Raw genomic sequence first — 17,363 nt, 5'->3', positions numbered from 1 at the left:
GCGAGATTGAGTCACCAAATGGGCAAAATAGAAGATTTCAGTTCAACGAGCTGAAATCTTACTTTTGAGGTAGTAAAGCAAAAATAAGCTCTCACGCTTCTGAACTCTTAATTGGTGAAAATCTCTACTTTTTTTGTTGACTTACCAAATATCTTGGATGATAATACTACTCCATTGTGGTCTAATTGACGTGCAAAATTGAACGCGCTTTTCATGGCACTTAAACAGTATGCCCAGATATATTTAAAGAAATCTGGTAAGTTACATCATGGCATCGATTACAATTATAAAAATTGATTTGATAGTTTTCTTTTCTACGTTTTTACAAGTCATTCCAAATAATGTCACATTTGTTCTTGGGAGATATGTAAAAGTATCAGATAGAATTGAAAGGCGATCAGATCGTCCGCAAGATGCACTTTATACCAAGATTGATTTGTCATGTACGTTTAAAAGTACTCTTGTAGTTGATAAAATATTGTCCGGAAATATTAAATTTCAAAATTGCAATTTCATAGTTAGGGCATTCTCAAATACGAGTCCTACATTCCGATCAAGCGCAAGATATATATATGAACCTCTACGACTAAAGTATGATTCGAATCCCGAAATCGGTGATCTCGGACTTTTCTATCTGCAAGATAATAATGAAGGTATAAGTGATGAAATTTCAGCAATAACGACGGAAAATGAACTTTTTAAAATTTGGTGTCCAATATTGCCGTACCCGATTGCATTTAATGAAAAAGCGAGAGATGAAGCTCAAATTATTTTATCAAGTCAGTTACTACCTTTCGTAGAGCATGTCAAAAAATACTCTACTTCAAATTTAAGATCCAGATTAGAAATGATATTAGCTGGAACTACTTCACAAAATCTCTACATAGCATGTTGGTCAATTGAAAAACGTAAGTTCTTCCTAAATAATATTTGTATGGACAATTACAAAGATGTAATCAATAACTTATCATCCGCGCATTCACATACATATTATTTTTTGAATGAATTTCTCACAAATCAAGCGAAAGAGCGATGGACTAAATCCGATATTAGAGTTTTATCCCAAATCGCCACACTCCACAGAAAGGAAAAATGCGATCAAACTGAGATTAGAAAATATCTGCATAGCATTGGGTCAGGAAAGTGGACTCATGTTACATTTCCGCCTGACAAAGCTAGTAGCACTTATTCCATGGAATTTGATCTTGACTACGTAATAAAGTTTTACCACTATTTATATCAAGTTGATAAACAATTTAAATATCCCCCGGTGATTCAGATGGCTGAATATTTGCCTTATATATCGACAAGTAGTATCAATAAAATTTATTATCCTGAATTCAAAAAAATGTGCAAAGAATTCACGAGCGAATCTTATCCAGAAGAAATTAGAAAAAATGCTAACAAAGCACTCAATACACTGAAATAACTACTTGTATGGTGAGACTGAAATCGTTGGCCATTTCGTCAAAAACTTCACAATATTCGCTGGCAATTCATGCCAGTTATCCAGAATTATTCGAACTTCGTAAAAAGCCCGGATTCGATTTTTGAATTTTTCGAAGACAATCCAAAAAGGCGGCGTGGAAAATTGCCCCCTATCTCCTCCTCAATTGGAATTGACCACGGTCGCTTCGCGAAGTGTACTCGGCGTTCAAGCTCTGGCCATCCGAAACGGCGGAGTACTGGAAGGTTCCGAAGAACGGCAGCCGGGAAGAACCGGCCAGCGTCGTTTGATTGCCATTCTGTTGCACCACGTTCAGCGTGACGTTGTAGCGAAACGGGATGACTGCGAAAAAACGCTCACAGTATAATATTCTAAATAGCCATAGTCAGAGTTAATAGAGCGTCTTTATCGATTTGTTCACTCTCTGATGGATACAGTAATTTGTCTATTTCCAAAAATATCTTTTCGCATCTTTAATTTTGTTGTATGACAATAATTAAGTGGCAACTCATGCCAAGCCAGCAATCGCATTACATCAGTTGTTCTTTTGAAAACATGGCACAACTAAATTAGGTATTTTGAAGTTCAAAGAAAGCGAGACACAAAACCTATGTTGTCAACAGTTTTAGCAAAATCTTGCTTCATACTTTTCTTTAGTAATATTGTGCAAATTATACCAACCGATGTCACTTTAGTCCTTGGGAGATACTTGACGGTTTCAGATAGATTCTATCGACAAACGGATCGTCCAAACGATGAACTGTACAGCAGAGTCGACCTTTCATGCACTTTTAAAAGCACTTTGATTGTTGAGAAGGTTTTGATAGGTGATCGAAAATATCAAAACAAACAATTTATTGTTCGAGCATTTACTGCTACAATCCCCTTTTTTTTCGCAGATATATCAAAATACGATTATAATCCTTCTCGAATCGAGTATATTAAAAACCCTCATATCGGAGGTTACGGAATTTTTTTCATAAAAGAAAATAATGAGAATATTGAAGGGGAAGTTTCTGCTATCACTACCAAAAATGAACTGTCAAAGCTTTGGTGCCCAATATGCCCGTACCCTACCTTTTTCGATGATAAGACTCAAGAGCAGGACAATCTAATTGTCTCAAGTCAAGTGAACCCCTTTGTGGATTTTCTTACAAGATTCTCCTGCTCGAACGTACGAAACAAATTAGAATTGCTCAAAACTGGTATCGGTTCAGATAATTATTATATCTCAACATGGTCCATCACTCGTTGGAAATACTTCCTAAATCAGCCCTCTAAAGATAATTACATAGATATTATTGAATCATGTTCGAAATCTCATCCTTTCACTTTTTATTTCCTTAACGAATATATGACTAATAATATGGGTAAAAAGTGGTCAAGTTCAGAGATTAGAATTTTTTGTTATGCAAATACCTTGCATCGTCAGAATGAATATGATCAATCTCAACTGCGCAAATTTTCGTCAAGTCTAGGTGAAGGTAAGTGGACTCTCATTAAGTATCCTCACAATAAAAACAGTAGCGTCTTTACGATGGATTTTGACCTCGAATTCATAGTAAAACTTTATCGGTATTTATATCAAACGGATAAAAAATTTGTGTACCCGCCCCTAGTCCTCAAACAAGCGAAGTTTTTGATGCCAATTCCGTGGGGAGTTTTAGCGAGATAGTTCGATGAGTCCCCCACGCCGGAGCTTTTCGCTCGGCCGAACGCATACTTCTATTTTTCAAACATTCTTCCTTTCCGCGAATAGCTCTCGGCGTTTTATCGGATCGGGACATCCGGATCCCGACTTCAGTCGGTCGAACGATCAGCACCTCAGTGCTTTCAGTAGTCGGAAGAAGATTGGCAAGTGCGGGTTCCAGCCGAGCAATCGATAGACGATGCGGCCGGCCTTCCGGACGATCTGACAAGGCAGAAGCATGAAAGCATTGAGGAAGGTTTTGAATTCCATTTTCAAAACCGACTGCTTCTGGTCCCGATGCTTTTCCCGCCAGCGACCAGGAGTTTCCGGCAACGTCAAGGCCCACCAGGCTTTCAAGTTCCAGGCCAGGGAGGCCATCACCATGTACGCCCAATTGCTTTCCAGATCGTGCAGCGGCGCGTGCAAGGCCCGGCAACCGCCCTTGAGCTGCGCTTATCAGATTTTCCTGATTGCAGCGATCGTTGGCTTCGTAGACGACTTCGGCGGCCGTGCACTCCCGGTCGTTGGTGATGTAGAAGAAATAGCGTTCGTCCGGATACAGAACGGATTCGCCTTTTTCCACGGAAAGATTCTTGCGAATCACCACCAGGCGATACGCCCTTCGGCAAGCGGTCGGTTGGTACTCGAACTCGGCCACCGCTTCGGAGATCAACTTCACATTTACGAATTCCCGCTCTTGGACGATCCGCTCCTTGGTGTTTTCCCGTCGGTGTCGCAACTTCGCTTTCGCCGAGTATTGCGCGGGACAGCTCGAGCTTGTGCCAAGCCGCTTCCGGCAGTTTTTCCGCGATTGCTTCGAGGTTTTGCTTCGAATCGTAGCCGAAATAAAAGCGTACCTTGGCGTTGGCATCCCAGCCGTCGAGGCGAGTGGTCTGCGAGAAATCGGTGTCGCCGCGAAAGACGATCCTGCGAAAGCCCGCTTGAAGGCACAGCAAAAGAGCCCGGTCGAGTTCGACCGCGGCCCCTTCGTGCGAAGGGCGATTGCCGGGACGGTTGACGATGCTCAGCGTCTCACCGGTGTTGGCCAGGGTCACCGCCAGGGGGTGGTAACACCAGTCTCTGTTATAGTTGATGTCCATCCCCGCTTTACGCTCGCCACGCGTTTGGGTAAAGCTGCCGTCGGCGTCGATCTTCGCGCATTCCCAAAAGGAATCGGGTTGCTTCGACCAGACGCGTAAACGGGTCTGGTTGAAAGCGTCGATCAAAGCCTGGATGCTGCCACTATCGAAGCGTCGACAAAAGTCGCCCGAAGTAGTCGGGTCGGGAAAACGCTGAGTGCCCAAGGCGTTGAGAAAGTTTTCGTCCGTGCGACGCAGTTCCATGTCTTGCAGGCAGGTACCCCCGCAAAGGGAATTGTAAGCGATGGCCAACACGTGGTCCGATTCCGAGTAAGGCCTTTGAAATTGGAGCAGATGCAGCTTCTCGTCGATGTCGTCGATCAGTCCGATACGCCGGGCCAGAAGGTGCATGGCCCCGAGGCCTCCGCAACTGATCGCCCCCACGCGTTCGGAGACTTCGTAATGAATGTTGGAGGCGTCGAAAGAAGGAGCGAAGGTCATCGCGGCCTCTCGCTTAGCCAGGCGACGTTCGATTCGACTCTTGCATTTTTGAAACCAACGTCCGAAAATAACATTCACTCGAAACTCCTTTTTGCGACTGTCGATTTGTTAAGCGGTTACTTACACAAACCGCAGAAAACAAAAAGGATTTCGAGCTTTCTTCGATAAATCGAAACAATTCCCCAAAAAACTACGCTGTTTTAAGGCCTAGTGCAAGTATCCTTCTATCTGCCCTATATTATGGAATGCAGCAAAAAAAAGAATAATCTAAACGAATTTAAAAAAATGTGCAAAGAATTCACGAGCGAATCTTATCCAGAAGAAATTAGAAAAAATGCTACCAAAGCACTCAATACACTGAAATAACTACTTGTATGGTGAGACTGAAATCGTTGGCCATTTCGTCATAAACTTCACAATATTCGCTGGCAATTCATGCCAGTTATCCAGAATTATTCGAACTTCGTAAAAAGCCCGGATTCGATTTTTGAATTTTTCGAAGACAATCCAAAAAGGCGGCGTGGAAAATTGCCCCCTATCTCCTCCTCAACTGAAATTGCCCGTGGTCGCTTCGCGAAGTGTACTCGGCGTTCAAGCTCTGGCCATCCGAAACGGCGGAGTACTGGAAGGTTCCGAAGAACGGCAGCCGGGAAGAACCGGCCAGCGTCGTTTGATTGCCATTCTGTTGCACCACGTTCAGCGTGACGTTGTAGCGAAACGGGATGACTGCGAAAAAACGCCCACGAAACTTGGCCTGATAAGCGCCGTTGCCCTGGTCGATCAGCTCGGCCTTCAACGGACCTTTATGGCCGGAGTCGGTACTGAGCCAGGTGCCTGTCCAACTGCCGGACAATGAATTCGAGCCCAGGACTGGTTCCTGAGCCCGGGCAAACGAACCGAAAAATAGCAGAGTCATCAACACCAGTGACTTTTTCATGGGAAACTCTTGAACAAAGGTCAGAAGTCTGGGAAATCGTTTCCTTCAGATTAGCCGACAGGGGCACTACTGCTCAAATGAGGCTTATCTTGCAGAGCAGAGATTGGCTGGGTGAGAAGCCGGTAAAACCGGCTGTAGGGGATGGGGGATGCGCGGACGCTTCTCGAGTTGTCTCAGCCTGGAGGATTGAAATCTAAATAACATTGCACCAACAACGCACTTAAGTATTATTTTTCAATAATATTTAATCAATTCTGAGAGCATTATTACTTACAAATAATTCCAAAAGATTTCTTAATCATTTCTCCTCGTTACATTTGGAACTCGATCAGCTTGGAGCGCTGTTTTTAATCGATTTTCATTTTGGCAGAATGCGAATTCCGTTTATTTTATTTTCACGAAATTCCGGGAAGATCGGGGCCGACTCATGTTTCGATTTATGATCTGTCTTTTTACGTGTTTACATTTGAGTTCAGAAGCCTACTGTCAAACTTATACTTGGGAAGGGCCCTATACTCCCAGCAGTACTACCAACTGGAGTGCCGGAAGTTGGTCAGGAGGCGTTCCACCCTCCGGAGGTGGGTCCTCGGTCATCCTCAATTTCTCGAATCCGAATGGAGATACCACGGGTTATAACACTCTCAACAATCTGGGAAATAACTTTCAGACCAACCAGATGAATTTTTCCGGTATCGGGGGAACGATTTCAATTAATACGGGAAATTCCAGCGACTCGAGCGTCAACACCATTAAGTTCAGTGGAAGCAATGCTCAAGTCAACATGAATAGTTATGGATTGGTGAATCTGAACTATGCCAATTTTTCCGCGGCTACAACCATCGCTGGAAGCGGTACCGGTGAGATAGATATCGCCTGGGCGACCTTCGGTGCGACAGTCACGGTTGATCGACCTACCAACTACCAAAACTTGGGTTTCACGACTTTTTCTAATCTCAACACCGCTTCCGGAGCCAGCGGAAACGGTTCCATTATCATTCAAGCAGGGAATATTCGAATTAGAGATTCCAATTCTCTTTCGACTGGGAACGTCATTGTGAATGGAGGCACTTTCGTCTCGGATGGAGCGAGTACCGCACTTCCAAACAACTTCACTCTAAACGCCAATTTCTATTACGGCGGCGATCGAAATAATCCGGGTGGTTTCCTGATGTCCGGCGTGCTTTCCGGTAATGGAGGAGTGATCATTACAGATGCGATTGGTTACGGCACGCTCACTCTTTACGGAACAAACACCTTCCAGGGACCACTTGGCTCCGCAATTTGTCCCACCGCTGGGCAACCCAGAGGAGGAGCTCTCGGTGATATTTATTTAGTGGGACCCAACGCCACGATTTTGAATTCCTCGGGAATACAATTGAATGCCGGTGGATCCGTTACGTTTAATAATGCCATCGATATTAACGGCAATTCCAGTGCCGCCAATAACAATAATAATCGAATCACCTCGACAACCCCCGTATCGCTGTCGGGCGCTTCGTTCAACCTCATCGGGGGATATCAAACTGGAACCCAACAGGTGGCAGGAGCTTTGACAATTAGTGGGGATTCCGTGGTGTCTGTGGATGCCTCTCAAACCGGTAACACGGGAACCACTCTCACCTTTGCAAGTCTTTCACGCTCCGCACAACGGGGTACCATTTTATTTGAAGGAAATAGTTCGAGTTTTGGTGATGCGCCCGGTGCGGGTGTCGCCAATATTTACTTCAGCACCGCACCCACTTCCGACTTGCTGGGCGGGGGCGGAGCAGCCGGGACTACAACCATCTCGATTCTTCCTTATGCCATCGCTCAAACGCAGGTCGGAAATCAGAGAAGCGCCACTCCAAGCTTAGTGACCTATGGGAGCACGGGCATTCGGCCCCTGGCGTCCTCGGAATACGCCGCGAGCGTTACGATTGGAGCTTCGACGTACGATAATGTCTTGCTCACCTCTTCTCTCACTCTCGGTTCGAGTCCCACGTCCATCAATTCATTAACGATGAATGATTCGCAAATTTTGGGGACCGGCACTTTGCAGGTGAAAAGCGGAGTCGTGCTCTTTCTTCAGAATGGCTCCGGATCGACGCAGGTTGCATCCACGGCAACTCTCGATTTTAACGGGCGTGAAGCCCAATTTTTCGTGCAGAATGATATGCTGGTATCCGGGATCATTTCTAATGCGAATGGATTGACCAAATCTGGGCCGGGTACGCTCTACCTCAGCAATACGGCCAACAATATCGGTGGTCCGTTGACCGTCAATTCGGGTTTCGTTTCCTTCATGGCACTCTCAGCCCTGGGAAATCCCACTTCGATCGCATTGAATTCCGGGAACGGAAGTTCCTATTACAGTTTATTTCAACCCGCGGGATTATGGGACGATACCGGAGCATCGAGCATAACTTTAAGTTCGAATATCACGCTCAATTCCGGATACAGTTCCATACGCACGGATGGCCGGAATTTTTCAGGACCCGTTCTGACCTTGAGTGGAGTCATCTCTGGCTCCGGGGGATTGTCTATTTATGCCACACAAGCTTTATCCGGCGGAATTATGCTTACCAATACGAACAATACTTTCTCGGGACCGATTAGAATCTACGAAGGCTCACTGTGGATCAGTTCGGACGCCGCACTCGGTAACGCACCGCAAATAGCCATCGAAAGTCAAAATGATGCGGGAATCGTACTCAATACCAACTGGACGACTTCCCGGCAGGTCGTTGTGATGGCAAACGCCACGGGAATCATCAATACCAATGGCTTCAATGCGACCTTGAATAGTCCACTGGGAGTTTACGGTAATTTTGGGTTCAATAAAAATGGACTGGGAATTCTGACTTTGACCCAGCCCGGTTATCTGGATGGCGACACTAATGCCAGTATCAATATTAACTCGGGAGAATTGAGGGTGGCCAGCGCGGTGGGTTCCACCACTTCAACCCTGCAGATTAAAGTGAACAACCCCGGCACGTTGAGTGGCACGGGGATGATAGCCGGACCGGTTTCGGTGGCTTCCGGCGGCGCGATTACGCCGGGTAATGGAGATATCGGCGCACTTGCCGTCGGTACATTGAATCTCGGCAACGGCCTGACCCTTTCCTCGGGTGCCATCGTTGGAATCAAGATCGCTGATGCCAGCACGGCCGCTTCTGCGAATACGGGCGGGAGTACCGATCTGGGATCGCTACCCTATCCCACTCATAACAATTTTATCTATATTACCGGCGGAACGACTTCCATCAGCAGCGGAACGACTTTCAATGTTGATGCCAGCTCGGTAAGCCTGAAGTTTCCCAACAGTTACAGCTACCTGATTGCTCAAGGAGCCGGGAATGTGTCGAGTCTCGACATTACCAACCAAACTCAATTTACAACCACCAATATCTCCAGCTCTCAATACGAACTGACCGTAACGGGCGATAGCAATGGAGATATTTATTTGAATTTCATTGCTGTTCCAGAGCCGGGATTTCTGATGCTCATCGGCTCTGGAATGGGACTGATGGTAATCGGACAAAACAAGAGAAAAAAGAGGTCAGTTTGAAGAATCGGAAGATCCTCGATATGAAACGCCGCTCCCGCTGGAATTTCAATTTCTTGCTCGGAGTGCTTACGGCTATAAATAGTTTGTTGCCGCCGATCCTGCCCGTTCATGAGTCTCGCTCTCTCCTAATGATCGGAAGTACTGCACACCTCATAAACCAGCTCCACGATGCCATTTTTGTAAGCTTTGGTCTCCCTGAGATCGAGCGGCACATCCCGTTCAAGCTTGGAGAAGAAAGAAATACCTTCGCCGATCAGAATGGGCACGGTTGAATATCGGATTTCGTCCGCAAGCCCCAGTCGAATGCACTCGGCACAAACAGACCCTCCTCCGACAAACCAGATCGAGCGAAACTGGGGCCGAAGTTGCTCCTGGACGAACCGAGTGAGATCTCCCGAGTAGAAATTTACAGTATCCCGGTTACGACGCAGCCGACGACTACTCAGAACAAAAGTCGGTTTATCGCCGTAGGGCCAACCCAAGCCCTGCTCCTCGAACTTCAATGCGGATTCATAAGTATGAGACCCCAGGACATAACAATCGATCGATTTCAAAAATTGGTCGACAAATTCGGGATCTAAACTCGATCCGCCGGGAAACTCATCCGGAGTCTCGAGCCAATCCACCCGGCCGTCCTTGCGGGCGATAAAGCCATCGAGGCTGGCGACCATATGGATGGTGATTCGAGAGTTATTTTGAGACATGGTGTTCTCGACGGCTCAGGAAGATATAATCAAACTCGCTATAAATTCCAAATCAGGATTTGGAGCGGTCCCGATGCGGGATCGAAGTATCGAAAATCCAGGCACTAGTCACTTCTTCGGCATTGGCGCCGATTCCTTGGCCTTCTTCTCTTTCAGATCGTACCACTTCTGGAAGGCTTTTTTGCGGTTTTCTTCGGTTATGAAACTGAATACCTCAATGGAATTGTTTATTCCGTCTTGGTCGGCAAATCGCCAGCCATCGAAGCCATAATCCTCGATTTTTTCTCCATTTAAATGGAGAACCGCAGCGAGTGCAATATCGCGAGTTTGAATCTGATACTGAATGGGATTTCCGTTATTTCCGAGGAGATGATCGGTCGTGCGAGAATCGTCGTTCAGAAAGGATTCAAATATTTTTAGGTCTTGTTTTTTAGCGAAGTTTGCGAAAGCGTGAAGAACATACCCTTTCGTCTGAGTTTTTTGTTTTACGAATCGGGGATCTTTTAACAGTTTTTTTATAATTTCTGTTCCCTCATCCAATTTGTTATCCCTTAGCGAATTAAGAATCAAACATAATTCAAAATCGTATCCCAAACTTTGAATTGCTATGTCGTTTGTAATTTTTCCCATCCAACCCAGAAGAATCTTTTTGAAGACTGGAGATTCCGGTTTATCTCTCAACAATATTTTCAGCGCCTCGCCCTGTATTAAATGAGTAATCGGCATTGAATCGAGACTAAATACAATGGATAGGTCCGAACGAGAAATTTGATCTTCCATTTTCTCTAATTGAAGTATATAGAATAATATTGAAAACAATATTATTCTATCATCTATCAATTTCTTAAAATCATAGTCTAAATTGCGTAATTCTCCTGAAAGGCGCTGATATTCAGAAATAAAAAATCGTGCCGCTCCTTCTGGCTCGCTTTCATAGTATACGAACCGTTCCCCTCCCACCTCCGCCATCTGTCCGTAAACTTTTCGGGTCAATGCATCGGACCCGAATTTCTCGCTGAACGTTTTCCAGCCCGGCAGAGAAACCATCGGGTCGGTCGTGAACTGTCGAATCCGGCGATTCAACTCCATCTTCTCCATCTCGACCCGCAGTAATTTACAACGCTGCTGGATTTCCGGATCGCTACTCTTTGCCCCAGCCTCCAGAGCTTCCCGGGAATTCAGTCCCAGAACGATTAGATCCTTGCTCGCCGATTCTCTTTTGCGAAAAGAACCATCCCCGAGCTGCTTCACTAACGACGTCGCTTTTTGTTTGAGCTCGATTCGAATCGGCTGAATCGACAGCACTACCGCGGCAGCAAGGAAAACGCTGTTCACTTAGAGACTCCCATTTGGTGAGCTACAAATCAGGATCTGGACTCAATTAGTTTAGGGCTCCCTTCGTAGCGTGCAATCGTTTTTTCAGATACGCTTTTGCCGAATCGGCCATCGTTACCAAAGCCGCTCCCATCATGATGGCGTCTTTGATCACCAGCCTACCTGCTCCACTCAAATAAGGGAAACCATGTTGAGCCTCCCCGAGATCCGCTACCCAGCATTCGGGAGTTGTAATGAGAAATGAGAGCGTAACAAAAGACATGATAAACACCAGAAAGCTGCCCACCGCGGCGGCTTGCGGCAACACCGGATGCAGACAGAGCAACAGTCCATAAAGGACGATCACCGAGCCCAGGCCGTAAGCGAAAGTGTAGGTGCGATTGGCTTCGTGCCACGCCCGATTTTCCGGTACCAAGGCCCCTTCTGGATTCCTATGCGATTTATAATTGGCGGGGTCGGCATAGAAGAAACTCATGGTCGGACTGTTAGCCACGAATGGCACGATCCCATCCGCTTCGTAGCGGAACGCTTTCAACCCACCGATCCACAGCAGCACGATGATGAGTCCTACTCGGGTCAGAGCAACGCCCACTTTGTCCATTCGAGACGCCATTTCAAATAATTTCAGCACACCCATTTTGTATCTCCGTAAGAGTCTATTTCGGCTGCTCCCGGGAGTAACCCCGGTTCGCCCGCCCCATGACTCAATTATCGGATTCCACTTTGGCCTACAGAATGGGCGCTTGGGCCGAAAACATGGACAGATTGCTCCCGTTGCGAATTTCCGTTTCGAACTCGCGGAAGAAGGTGGGCGAATAGCCGGTAAATTTTTTGAAAAATCGGCTGAAATAGAGTTCATCGCGAAAACCCAGCTCGCGCGAAATCTCTTTAATCGGCTTCAGTGTGTGAAGAAGTTGCCATTTGGCATGGATAAGAATTCGATTCCGAATGAGATCGGTCGGCGTGGTCCCCAGGTGTTCCCGAACGATTCTTCCCAGGGTCTTGGCCGTCAGATGCAACCGCTTGGCATAGTCGGCCGGGGAATGCATAGTCTGGTAGTTTTCCTCGATCAGATCGCGGAGTTGGGCGAGAACCGGATGTCGAAAATCATTGGCGCCCGGTACGCAGAGGCCCGGTTGGGGGGACTTGATACGCGCGGCCAGAATCAGCAAAACTTTCAGATAAGCGAGCATAACTTCGCCAAACGCCAAGGCGCTTTGACTTTGCTCCTTCCGAACGCGTTCGATCAGACGGGATACTTCCCGCTGGGCCGATTTGTCCAGCGAGACGACTGGGATGCCGTAGGGATCGTTGAATAGAATTCCGCTGCAACCGACCTCGGCGTGGAACGTCTCGACGCAAAGAAAGTTAGCGTGGAATTGAATGGCCTCCGCGCGAACAGGCGTATCGGGAACAAATCGGATGCTTTGATACGGTACGAAGAACAACAGCGAACCCCTGTCGAATTCATGACAGGCGGCATCGGCCCAAAACTTGCCGGAGCCGTTTTCGATGTAGTAGATCGAAAAGTAATTGGTGCGGGCCGGTTCGATGGATTTGGGATCGAGACTCAGGCTCAGCGAGCGAATGGCCTGATCGCCCATTCGGGGATCATACAGTCCGCTGTTCAGGTCTCGCTTGGCCATTTGGATTGATTAACTCCTCCGCGAAATGAAAAAGCTGTCAATCTCTTCGGCGAACGGTTTGATTCCAAAAGTTTAGTGGATATGAGGGCTCTGAACTAATTCTTGCTGGGGGTTCGTGGCTCAACGCTACATCAAAAGGAGAATTTGGTTTCTGAATCTCCCCTCTCAAGTCGACGTCTCAGCAAACTTCTTCCTGGCTTTTTCCGCCTGTTTCTCGGTCATTACCCCTGCCTTGACCATCAAGTCAATTCTCCGGAGCTGACTCATCCCCTTCAACTTCGCTTTCGCTTTGCGAATCTTCTGACTTGAGGTCGGCAACGCCAGCTTGTAACGCTTCACAGACATTCTTCACCCCCAATCCGGTCGGATAATGGAGCCATGTTCCAAGCAAATTTGCCGGATTTCGTACACAGAGCTGGATGTGAGTATCCCGAGAGATCCAGCTACCCGGCCATATACGAGTGGTTCCATCTCTAGGAACATAGATGCCTCGGGCCGTATCTATTGTTAAATTGGACTCGGAATCTTCGATGACCTTGTAGGCATACTCGAAAATTGCACAGTCCAACTTTCGGTATTTATGCCGATTCTTGGGCAATTCAGCACCAGCGAGTTCCATCGACTCCCTGTAGGAATCGAAAATAGCTACAAGATATTCTACATTTTCAGGTTCAGTTAAGTCTAGACAAAATCCCAGCCGTATCATGCAAGCAACCACGGCCAAAGGTTCGGTAGCTCTTCGGAGATCTCCCGAGGTTTTATGCTTCTTATTTATCGCTTGCCTTTGACGAATTCTCGCGAAATTCAGAGCCTGTTTCGGTCCATATTCCCAGAAATAGATCCCTCTTCCCAACCAGTCGTAATCCCTTTCGCTCTGACGGAAGTTCTCAACTCGATTTACAATTCGCAACGCCGAAGAAATACTAGTACCATGGTAACCGACCACTGTTCGGTGATAATCGTCAAAATGGGCCATCAAATCTCAACCAATCAAAAATCGCTGCCGGAAAATTGTCTTACTGTGCCAATCATTCGATCTTTCCGATTGTCATAGACGAATTCATCAGAGCCAGGACATCGGTCGAAAGAACTGTGGTAACAATGACTTTGCTGAACTGAATTATATCTCGTAAATAGACTGGAACAAGATTTAAACCGTGTATCACTTTGTCAGGTAAGGAGTTCCATCGACTCGTCTCCGATTCGATCACGAATGATCCTTAAGAATAAAAACCTTAACTGAACCTGGAAGCTTGTTCCTGAAATGAAGAAACCATCGACTTTTTCACCGTCAGATTAGCTTCAAAAAAATGTCGCTCGAACAATGCCAAGGTAACTCTACCCCTTCTCGTACGCCTGCTTCAGCCAGCCAAGCAACTCCTTATTGATCTCCGAAAGATTCTCGAGACGTACCCGGTGAGTGACCATCGCATTGAAACTCCCGGCCACTTCGAGCCGGTCGGTTGAATCGACATCGGGCAAGACCAGACCCACGTCGAGCCGGGTGGCCGTCGAGGGTTGTAGGATGGCAAATTGCGTATTCCGCCGGAGGCTGACGTACGCTTTCTTCGGCGAAACCTCGACCTTTCCGAACTTCTTCACGGCGGCGATCAGAGCGTCGTAGATTGGCCGCAGTCCCGCCTTCTTACCGGCGTACTGGGCATCGACCAGCGCATCGGTGTCCTCGGAGGTGTGGCTATCCGAACCCAGAGTTTGCAAGGCGATCATGTTGGCGAAGCCATGTGTCAGTTCGTATTCGGTCTTGAGCAGCGTGACGAGTTCTTTGTGCTTGGTCAGTCCACTGGCTCGCAAAATCGGCAACCACTCTTCGAGCGACCTGCCCGTTTTCTCCTGCAGGCCCGCGATCATCGCCGCTTTCATTTCCGCCGGAGACTTCGCCATCTTTTGCAACCTCTCGGTAATTATTCGACTTTACGGTTCCGCAGATTTCGGATAACGGAACCGCAGTTAGTCTAGAGATTTGATCCCGCAACGCGGCGTTTCCGACTATCGTTTCAATAAAAATATTCCACGCGCGCTGGGGAAAATAGTATTTCTCCTAAGTATAAAATATAAGCGCGTTTTATATTTATTAATTACCACTGCGGTTTAAATCTACTTAACTTCTTCCACCGGCATTTCAAACAGTTGATAAGTCTCCCAAGTGCCCTCCCAAAATCCCTCGCCGGTTCCCTGGCCGACATGTTCGAGAAATTGCCGAGTATAGCCAACGGCTTCCTCCATACTATCGGCTTTCAGTAGTGCGTAGCCGCCGAGCACTTCTTTCGTTTCCGCGAAAGGGCCATCGGTGACTGTGATTTTGCCGGCGGGATCTTTATGAACGCGGACACCTTGGGTGCCAAACGTCACCCCTTCGCACTCGATCAGCCAACCCGCCGTCATACCTGCCACAATGAGTTTGTGCATGGAGGACATCTCGATCTGGTTCGGCAGACGATTCGCTGCATTGCCTGTCATAACGCTAATAAATCTCATTCGAATTTCCTCGGTTTAAAAGTTCCGTGTTACTGTCCTAGAGTGAATTAGGTCGGTCGCGTCGAGGGGGAACTGCCTTTCTCGACAGCCAGCCACCTCCGAGCGTCATATAGTCTAAAAACTGAAGTTATGTCGTCGAATTACATCGAGTAAAATTCCCGCACCTCGACCTGTGCTCGACAGGCGAGCACGGCCTTCTTGCCCCACTCCAGGGCTTCTTTCATATTGGGGAGTTCCAGCACCCAGAAGCCGCCGATGTGCTCTTTGGTTTCCAGGTAAGGCCCATCGGTGACGAGGACTTTACCGCCGGTTTGAGCCCGGAGCGACCTTGCCTCCGGAGCTGGGCGCAGGCCGCCGACGAAAACGCGGATACCCGCGGCAATCATCGCCTCGTTCAGCACGTCGATATCGCGATGCATCGCTTCATCCTCCGCGGAGGGTTCGTAGCCATCGGGATGGTGAATTGCAACCAGAAACTGCGGCATAGCTTCTCCAAATTCGAGTCGTTGCACGGGCGATCTGCCCGCTGTTCCTGGTTTAGTCGAACGATGGGAAAGGAAATCGACAAGAAGGGGGAAAATTTTTGGTGATCGGCAAGGGAGCATCCTCCCAGGCGATTGTCGCCGATCTGGTCGTTATCGCAATCAAAATCGCGGGAAGCTTCGAGAAAAATGCTCGATTTGAGAGCCCGATTGCCCACATAATCTCCTCCTTCGGACACCGTCTTTCGTCGATGTGAAAATCGGTTATAATACTTGGACAGCAACTGGTTAGGGAATCATTTGATTTCGGAATTGTCGTTTTCAGAAGTGGCATTGGACTGAGGGTGTGATGGCGAAGAATAGCGCGACGCAAGCAGCTTCGTACAGTGTGAATATTTTGGAGGATCCCGATACGAATGGGGCACTCCGATTCACATTTGTGCCTAAGGCGGTTCGGCCCACGTCTACTGAAAAGGCCACTGTGGAGGCGATGCCTCAGTATATCGTATCCGTTCAGAATCATGCCAATGAAACGAATTTCAAATGGATTAATCGACCTGTACAAGAATCAACGCAGAGAGAGCTGGAGGCAGCCGCCCGGCAGAAAATCAGCATTAGACTCGAGTGGCTTGAGAAGCTCAGGAAGCTTGTGGCGACGGTAAAGAATTGGGCTCAGGAACTCGATTGGGCCACTAAAACAGTGGATAAAAAAATCGAAGATGCGGAGCTCGGGAATTACAAAGCTCCGGGACTGCTGCTTCAGCATGAAACAGTTCGCCTGTTTCTGGAGCCCATTGCGCGCACCGCGCCGGGTGCGGAAGGCGTCGTCGACCTTTACTTAATGCCTTCTTACGACGATATTGCCAATTTATACTTTTATAACAATCGCTGGCACATCCACTATCTATTCAAAAGAGCTTCCAATAACGGTAAAGCCCGCGAGGAAGAGGCAAAACCTTTGACGAAAGAAAGCCTTCGAAAGGTCTTCGATGAGATGAAAGCCCATGCTGAATGAAGCATTTGACTGGATGACGCGGATCAAAGCCGTGGAACGCGAGTATGGTGCAATCCGTTTTGTAACTGATCGTCTACTCGAGGAAATGACTGTTAATCCAGCGATCTTGGGAAATCGCATAATTCGCAGAGATATCGTCACTGCCTCATCCCATCTGGAAGGTACCTATATCGTTCGAATCTTCTCGGAATTTGAGACCGCTCTTCAACACTTCATACGAGCATTTCACATCCGTAAACCCAGAGGCACGGAACCGCTGATTAACCGCGTTCGGGATCGTTGCCGGATACCTCAGGCCGATGCGGAAGCAGTTCATAAAGTTCGAGAATATCGGAATATTCTGGTTCACGAACGCACTAAGTTTGTCGTGCCTGTCGACATGCGCGAAGCGACTCGTGTACTCTGCATTTTTCTCAGTCGCGTTCAGGGCATCTGGTAACGCGACGCTTCGGAAGATTTAGATGTCACAGCCTCAAGGATTGAA

At 47.4% G+C, this 17,363-nt stretch carries 15 protein-coding genes and 1 pseudogene; 6 read left to right on the top strand and 10 right to left on the bottom strand.

Annotation, left to right across the window (positions count from 1 at the left end; translation table 11 throughout):
* Positions 1 to 268 precede the first annotated feature (268 nt).
* The 3 genes from KIH39_RS22060 to KIH39_RS22050 all read left to right on the top strand — a co-directional run bounded on the left by KIH39_RS22060 (position 269) and on the right by KIH39_RS22050 (position 3,122).
* Positions 269 to 1,429, top strand: a complete 1,161-nt coding sequence (locus KIH39_RS22060; protein WP_213495430.1) for a hypothetical protein — start codon at positions 269 to 271, stop codon at positions 1,427 to 1,429.
* Between the two features lie 121 nt (positions 1,430 to 1,550).
* The gene (locus KIH39_RS22055) at positions 1,551 to 1,814 is read left to right on the top strand and encodes a hypothetical protein (RefSeq protein WP_213495428.1); all 264 of its coding nucleotides are present in this window, start codon (positions 1,551 to 1,553) and stop codon (positions 1,812 to 1,814) included.
* A 243-nt stretch (positions 1,815 to 2,057) separates the two neighbouring features.
* On the top strand, positions 2,058 to 3,122 hold the full coding sequence (locus tag KIH39_RS22050) for a hypothetical protein (RefSeq protein WP_213495426.1): 1,065 nt from the start codon (positions 2,058 to 2,060) through the stop codon (positions 3,120 to 3,122).
* A gap of 141 nt (positions 3,123 to 3,263) precedes the next feature.
* Here the strand turns inward: KIH39_RS22050 and KIH39_RS22040 are convergent.
* Positions 3,264 to 4,795, bottom strand: a pseudogene (locus tag KIH39_RS22040) (IS1380 family transposase).
* Positions 4,796 to 5,252: 457 nt separating this feature from the next.
* Positions 5,253 to 5,654 carry a hypothetical protein gene (locus KIH39_RS22035; RefSeq protein WP_213495420.1) on the bottom strand — a complete coding sequence of 134 codons (402 nt, stop codon included), beginning with the start codon at positions 5,652 to 5,654 and terminating at the stop codon, positions 5,253 to 5,255.
* 427 nt (positions 5,655 to 6,081) lie between these two features.
* On the opposite strand from KIH39_RS22035, the gene KIH39_RS22030 reads away from it, so the two are divergent.
* On the top strand, positions 6,082 to 9,201 hold the full coding sequence (locus tag KIH39_RS22030; protein ID WP_213495418.1) for a beta strand repeat-containing protein: 3,120 nt from the start codon (positions 6,082 to 6,084) through the stop codon (positions 9,199 to 9,201).
* 125 nt (positions 9,202 to 9,326) lie between these two features.
* Here the strand turns inward: KIH39_RS22030 and KIH39_RS22025 are convergent, their stop codons facing one another.
* From KIH39_RS22025 to KIH39_RS21990, 8 genes are all read right to left on the bottom strand, one after another.
* Positions 9,327 to 9,905 carry a dihydrofolate reductase family protein gene (locus KIH39_RS22025; protein ID WP_213495417.1) on the bottom strand — a complete coding sequence of 193 codons (579 nt, stop codon included), beginning with the start codon at positions 9,903 to 9,905 and terminating at the stop codon, positions 9,327 to 9,329.
* Between the two features lie 108 nt (positions 9,906 to 10,013).
* Entirely contained in the window at positions 10,014 to 11,240 is a 1,227-nt protein-coding gene (locus tag KIH39_RS22020; RefSeq protein WP_213495415.1) for a hypothetical protein, read from the bottom strand.
* A 46-nt stretch (positions 11,241 to 11,286) separates the two neighbouring features.
* Positions 11,287 to 11,877, bottom strand: a complete 591-nt coding sequence (locus KIH39_RS22015) for a DUF417 family protein (protein WP_213495413.1) — start codon at positions 11,875 to 11,877, stop codon at positions 11,287 to 11,289.
* A gap of 91 nt (positions 11,878 to 11,968) precedes the next feature.
* The gene (locus KIH39_RS26935; RefSeq protein WP_213495411.1) at positions 11,969 to 12,886 is read right to left on the bottom strand and encodes an AraC family transcriptional regulator; all 918 of its coding nucleotides are present in this window, start codon (positions 12,884 to 12,886) and stop codon (positions 11,969 to 11,971) included.
* A 244-nt stretch (positions 12,887 to 13,130) separates the two neighbouring features.
* On the bottom strand, positions 13,131 to 13,862 hold the full coding sequence (locus KIH39_RS22005) for a hypothetical protein (RefSeq protein WP_213495409.1): 732 nt from the start codon (positions 13,860 to 13,862) through the stop codon (positions 13,131 to 13,133).
* A gap of 362 nt (positions 13,863 to 14,224) precedes the next feature.
* Entirely contained in the window at positions 14,225 to 14,788 is a 564-nt protein-coding gene (locus KIH39_RS22000; RefSeq protein ID WP_213495407.1) for a DUF5655 domain-containing protein, read from the bottom strand.
* A gap of 213 nt (positions 14,789 to 15,001) precedes the next feature.
* Complete coding sequence (locus KIH39_RS21995; RefSeq protein WP_213495405.1) at positions 15,002 to 15,382, bottom strand: YciI family protein; 381 nt, start codon at positions 15,380 to 15,382, stop codon at positions 15,002 to 15,004.
* A 140-nt stretch (positions 15,383 to 15,522) separates the two neighbouring features.
* Entirely contained in the window at positions 15,523 to 15,867 is a 345-nt protein-coding gene (locus tag KIH39_RS21990; protein ID WP_213495403.1) for a YciI family protein, read from the bottom strand.
* A gap of 346 nt (positions 15,868 to 16,213) precedes the next feature.
* Here KIH39_RS21990 and KIH39_RS21985 point away from each other — a divergent pair, with 346 nt between their 5' ends.
* On the top strand, positions 16,214 to 16,879 hold the full coding sequence (locus tag KIH39_RS21985) for a hypothetical protein (protein ID WP_213495401.1): 666 nt from the start codon (positions 16,214 to 16,216) through the stop codon (positions 16,877 to 16,879).
* Positions 16,869 to 17,318: a hypothetical protein gene (locus KIH39_RS21980; RefSeq protein WP_213495399.1), complete on the top strand. Its 450-nt coding sequence runs from the start codon at positions 16,869 to 16,871 to the stop codon at positions 17,316 to 17,318. Before KIH39_RS21985 ends, KIH39_RS21980 begins: the two co-directional genes overlap by 11 nt.
* The last annotated feature ends 45 nt before the right edge of the window (positions 17,319 to 17,363 follow it).

Source organism: Telmatocola sphagniphila (assembly GCF_018398935.1).
In the GTDB taxonomy this organism is placed as follows: Bacteria; Planctomycetota; Planctomycetia; order Gemmatales; family Gemmataceae; genus Telmatocola; species Telmatocola sphagniphila.
Note: the sequence above shows the minus strand (reverse complement) of the source record. Positions and strands in the feature narration are given on the sequence as shown.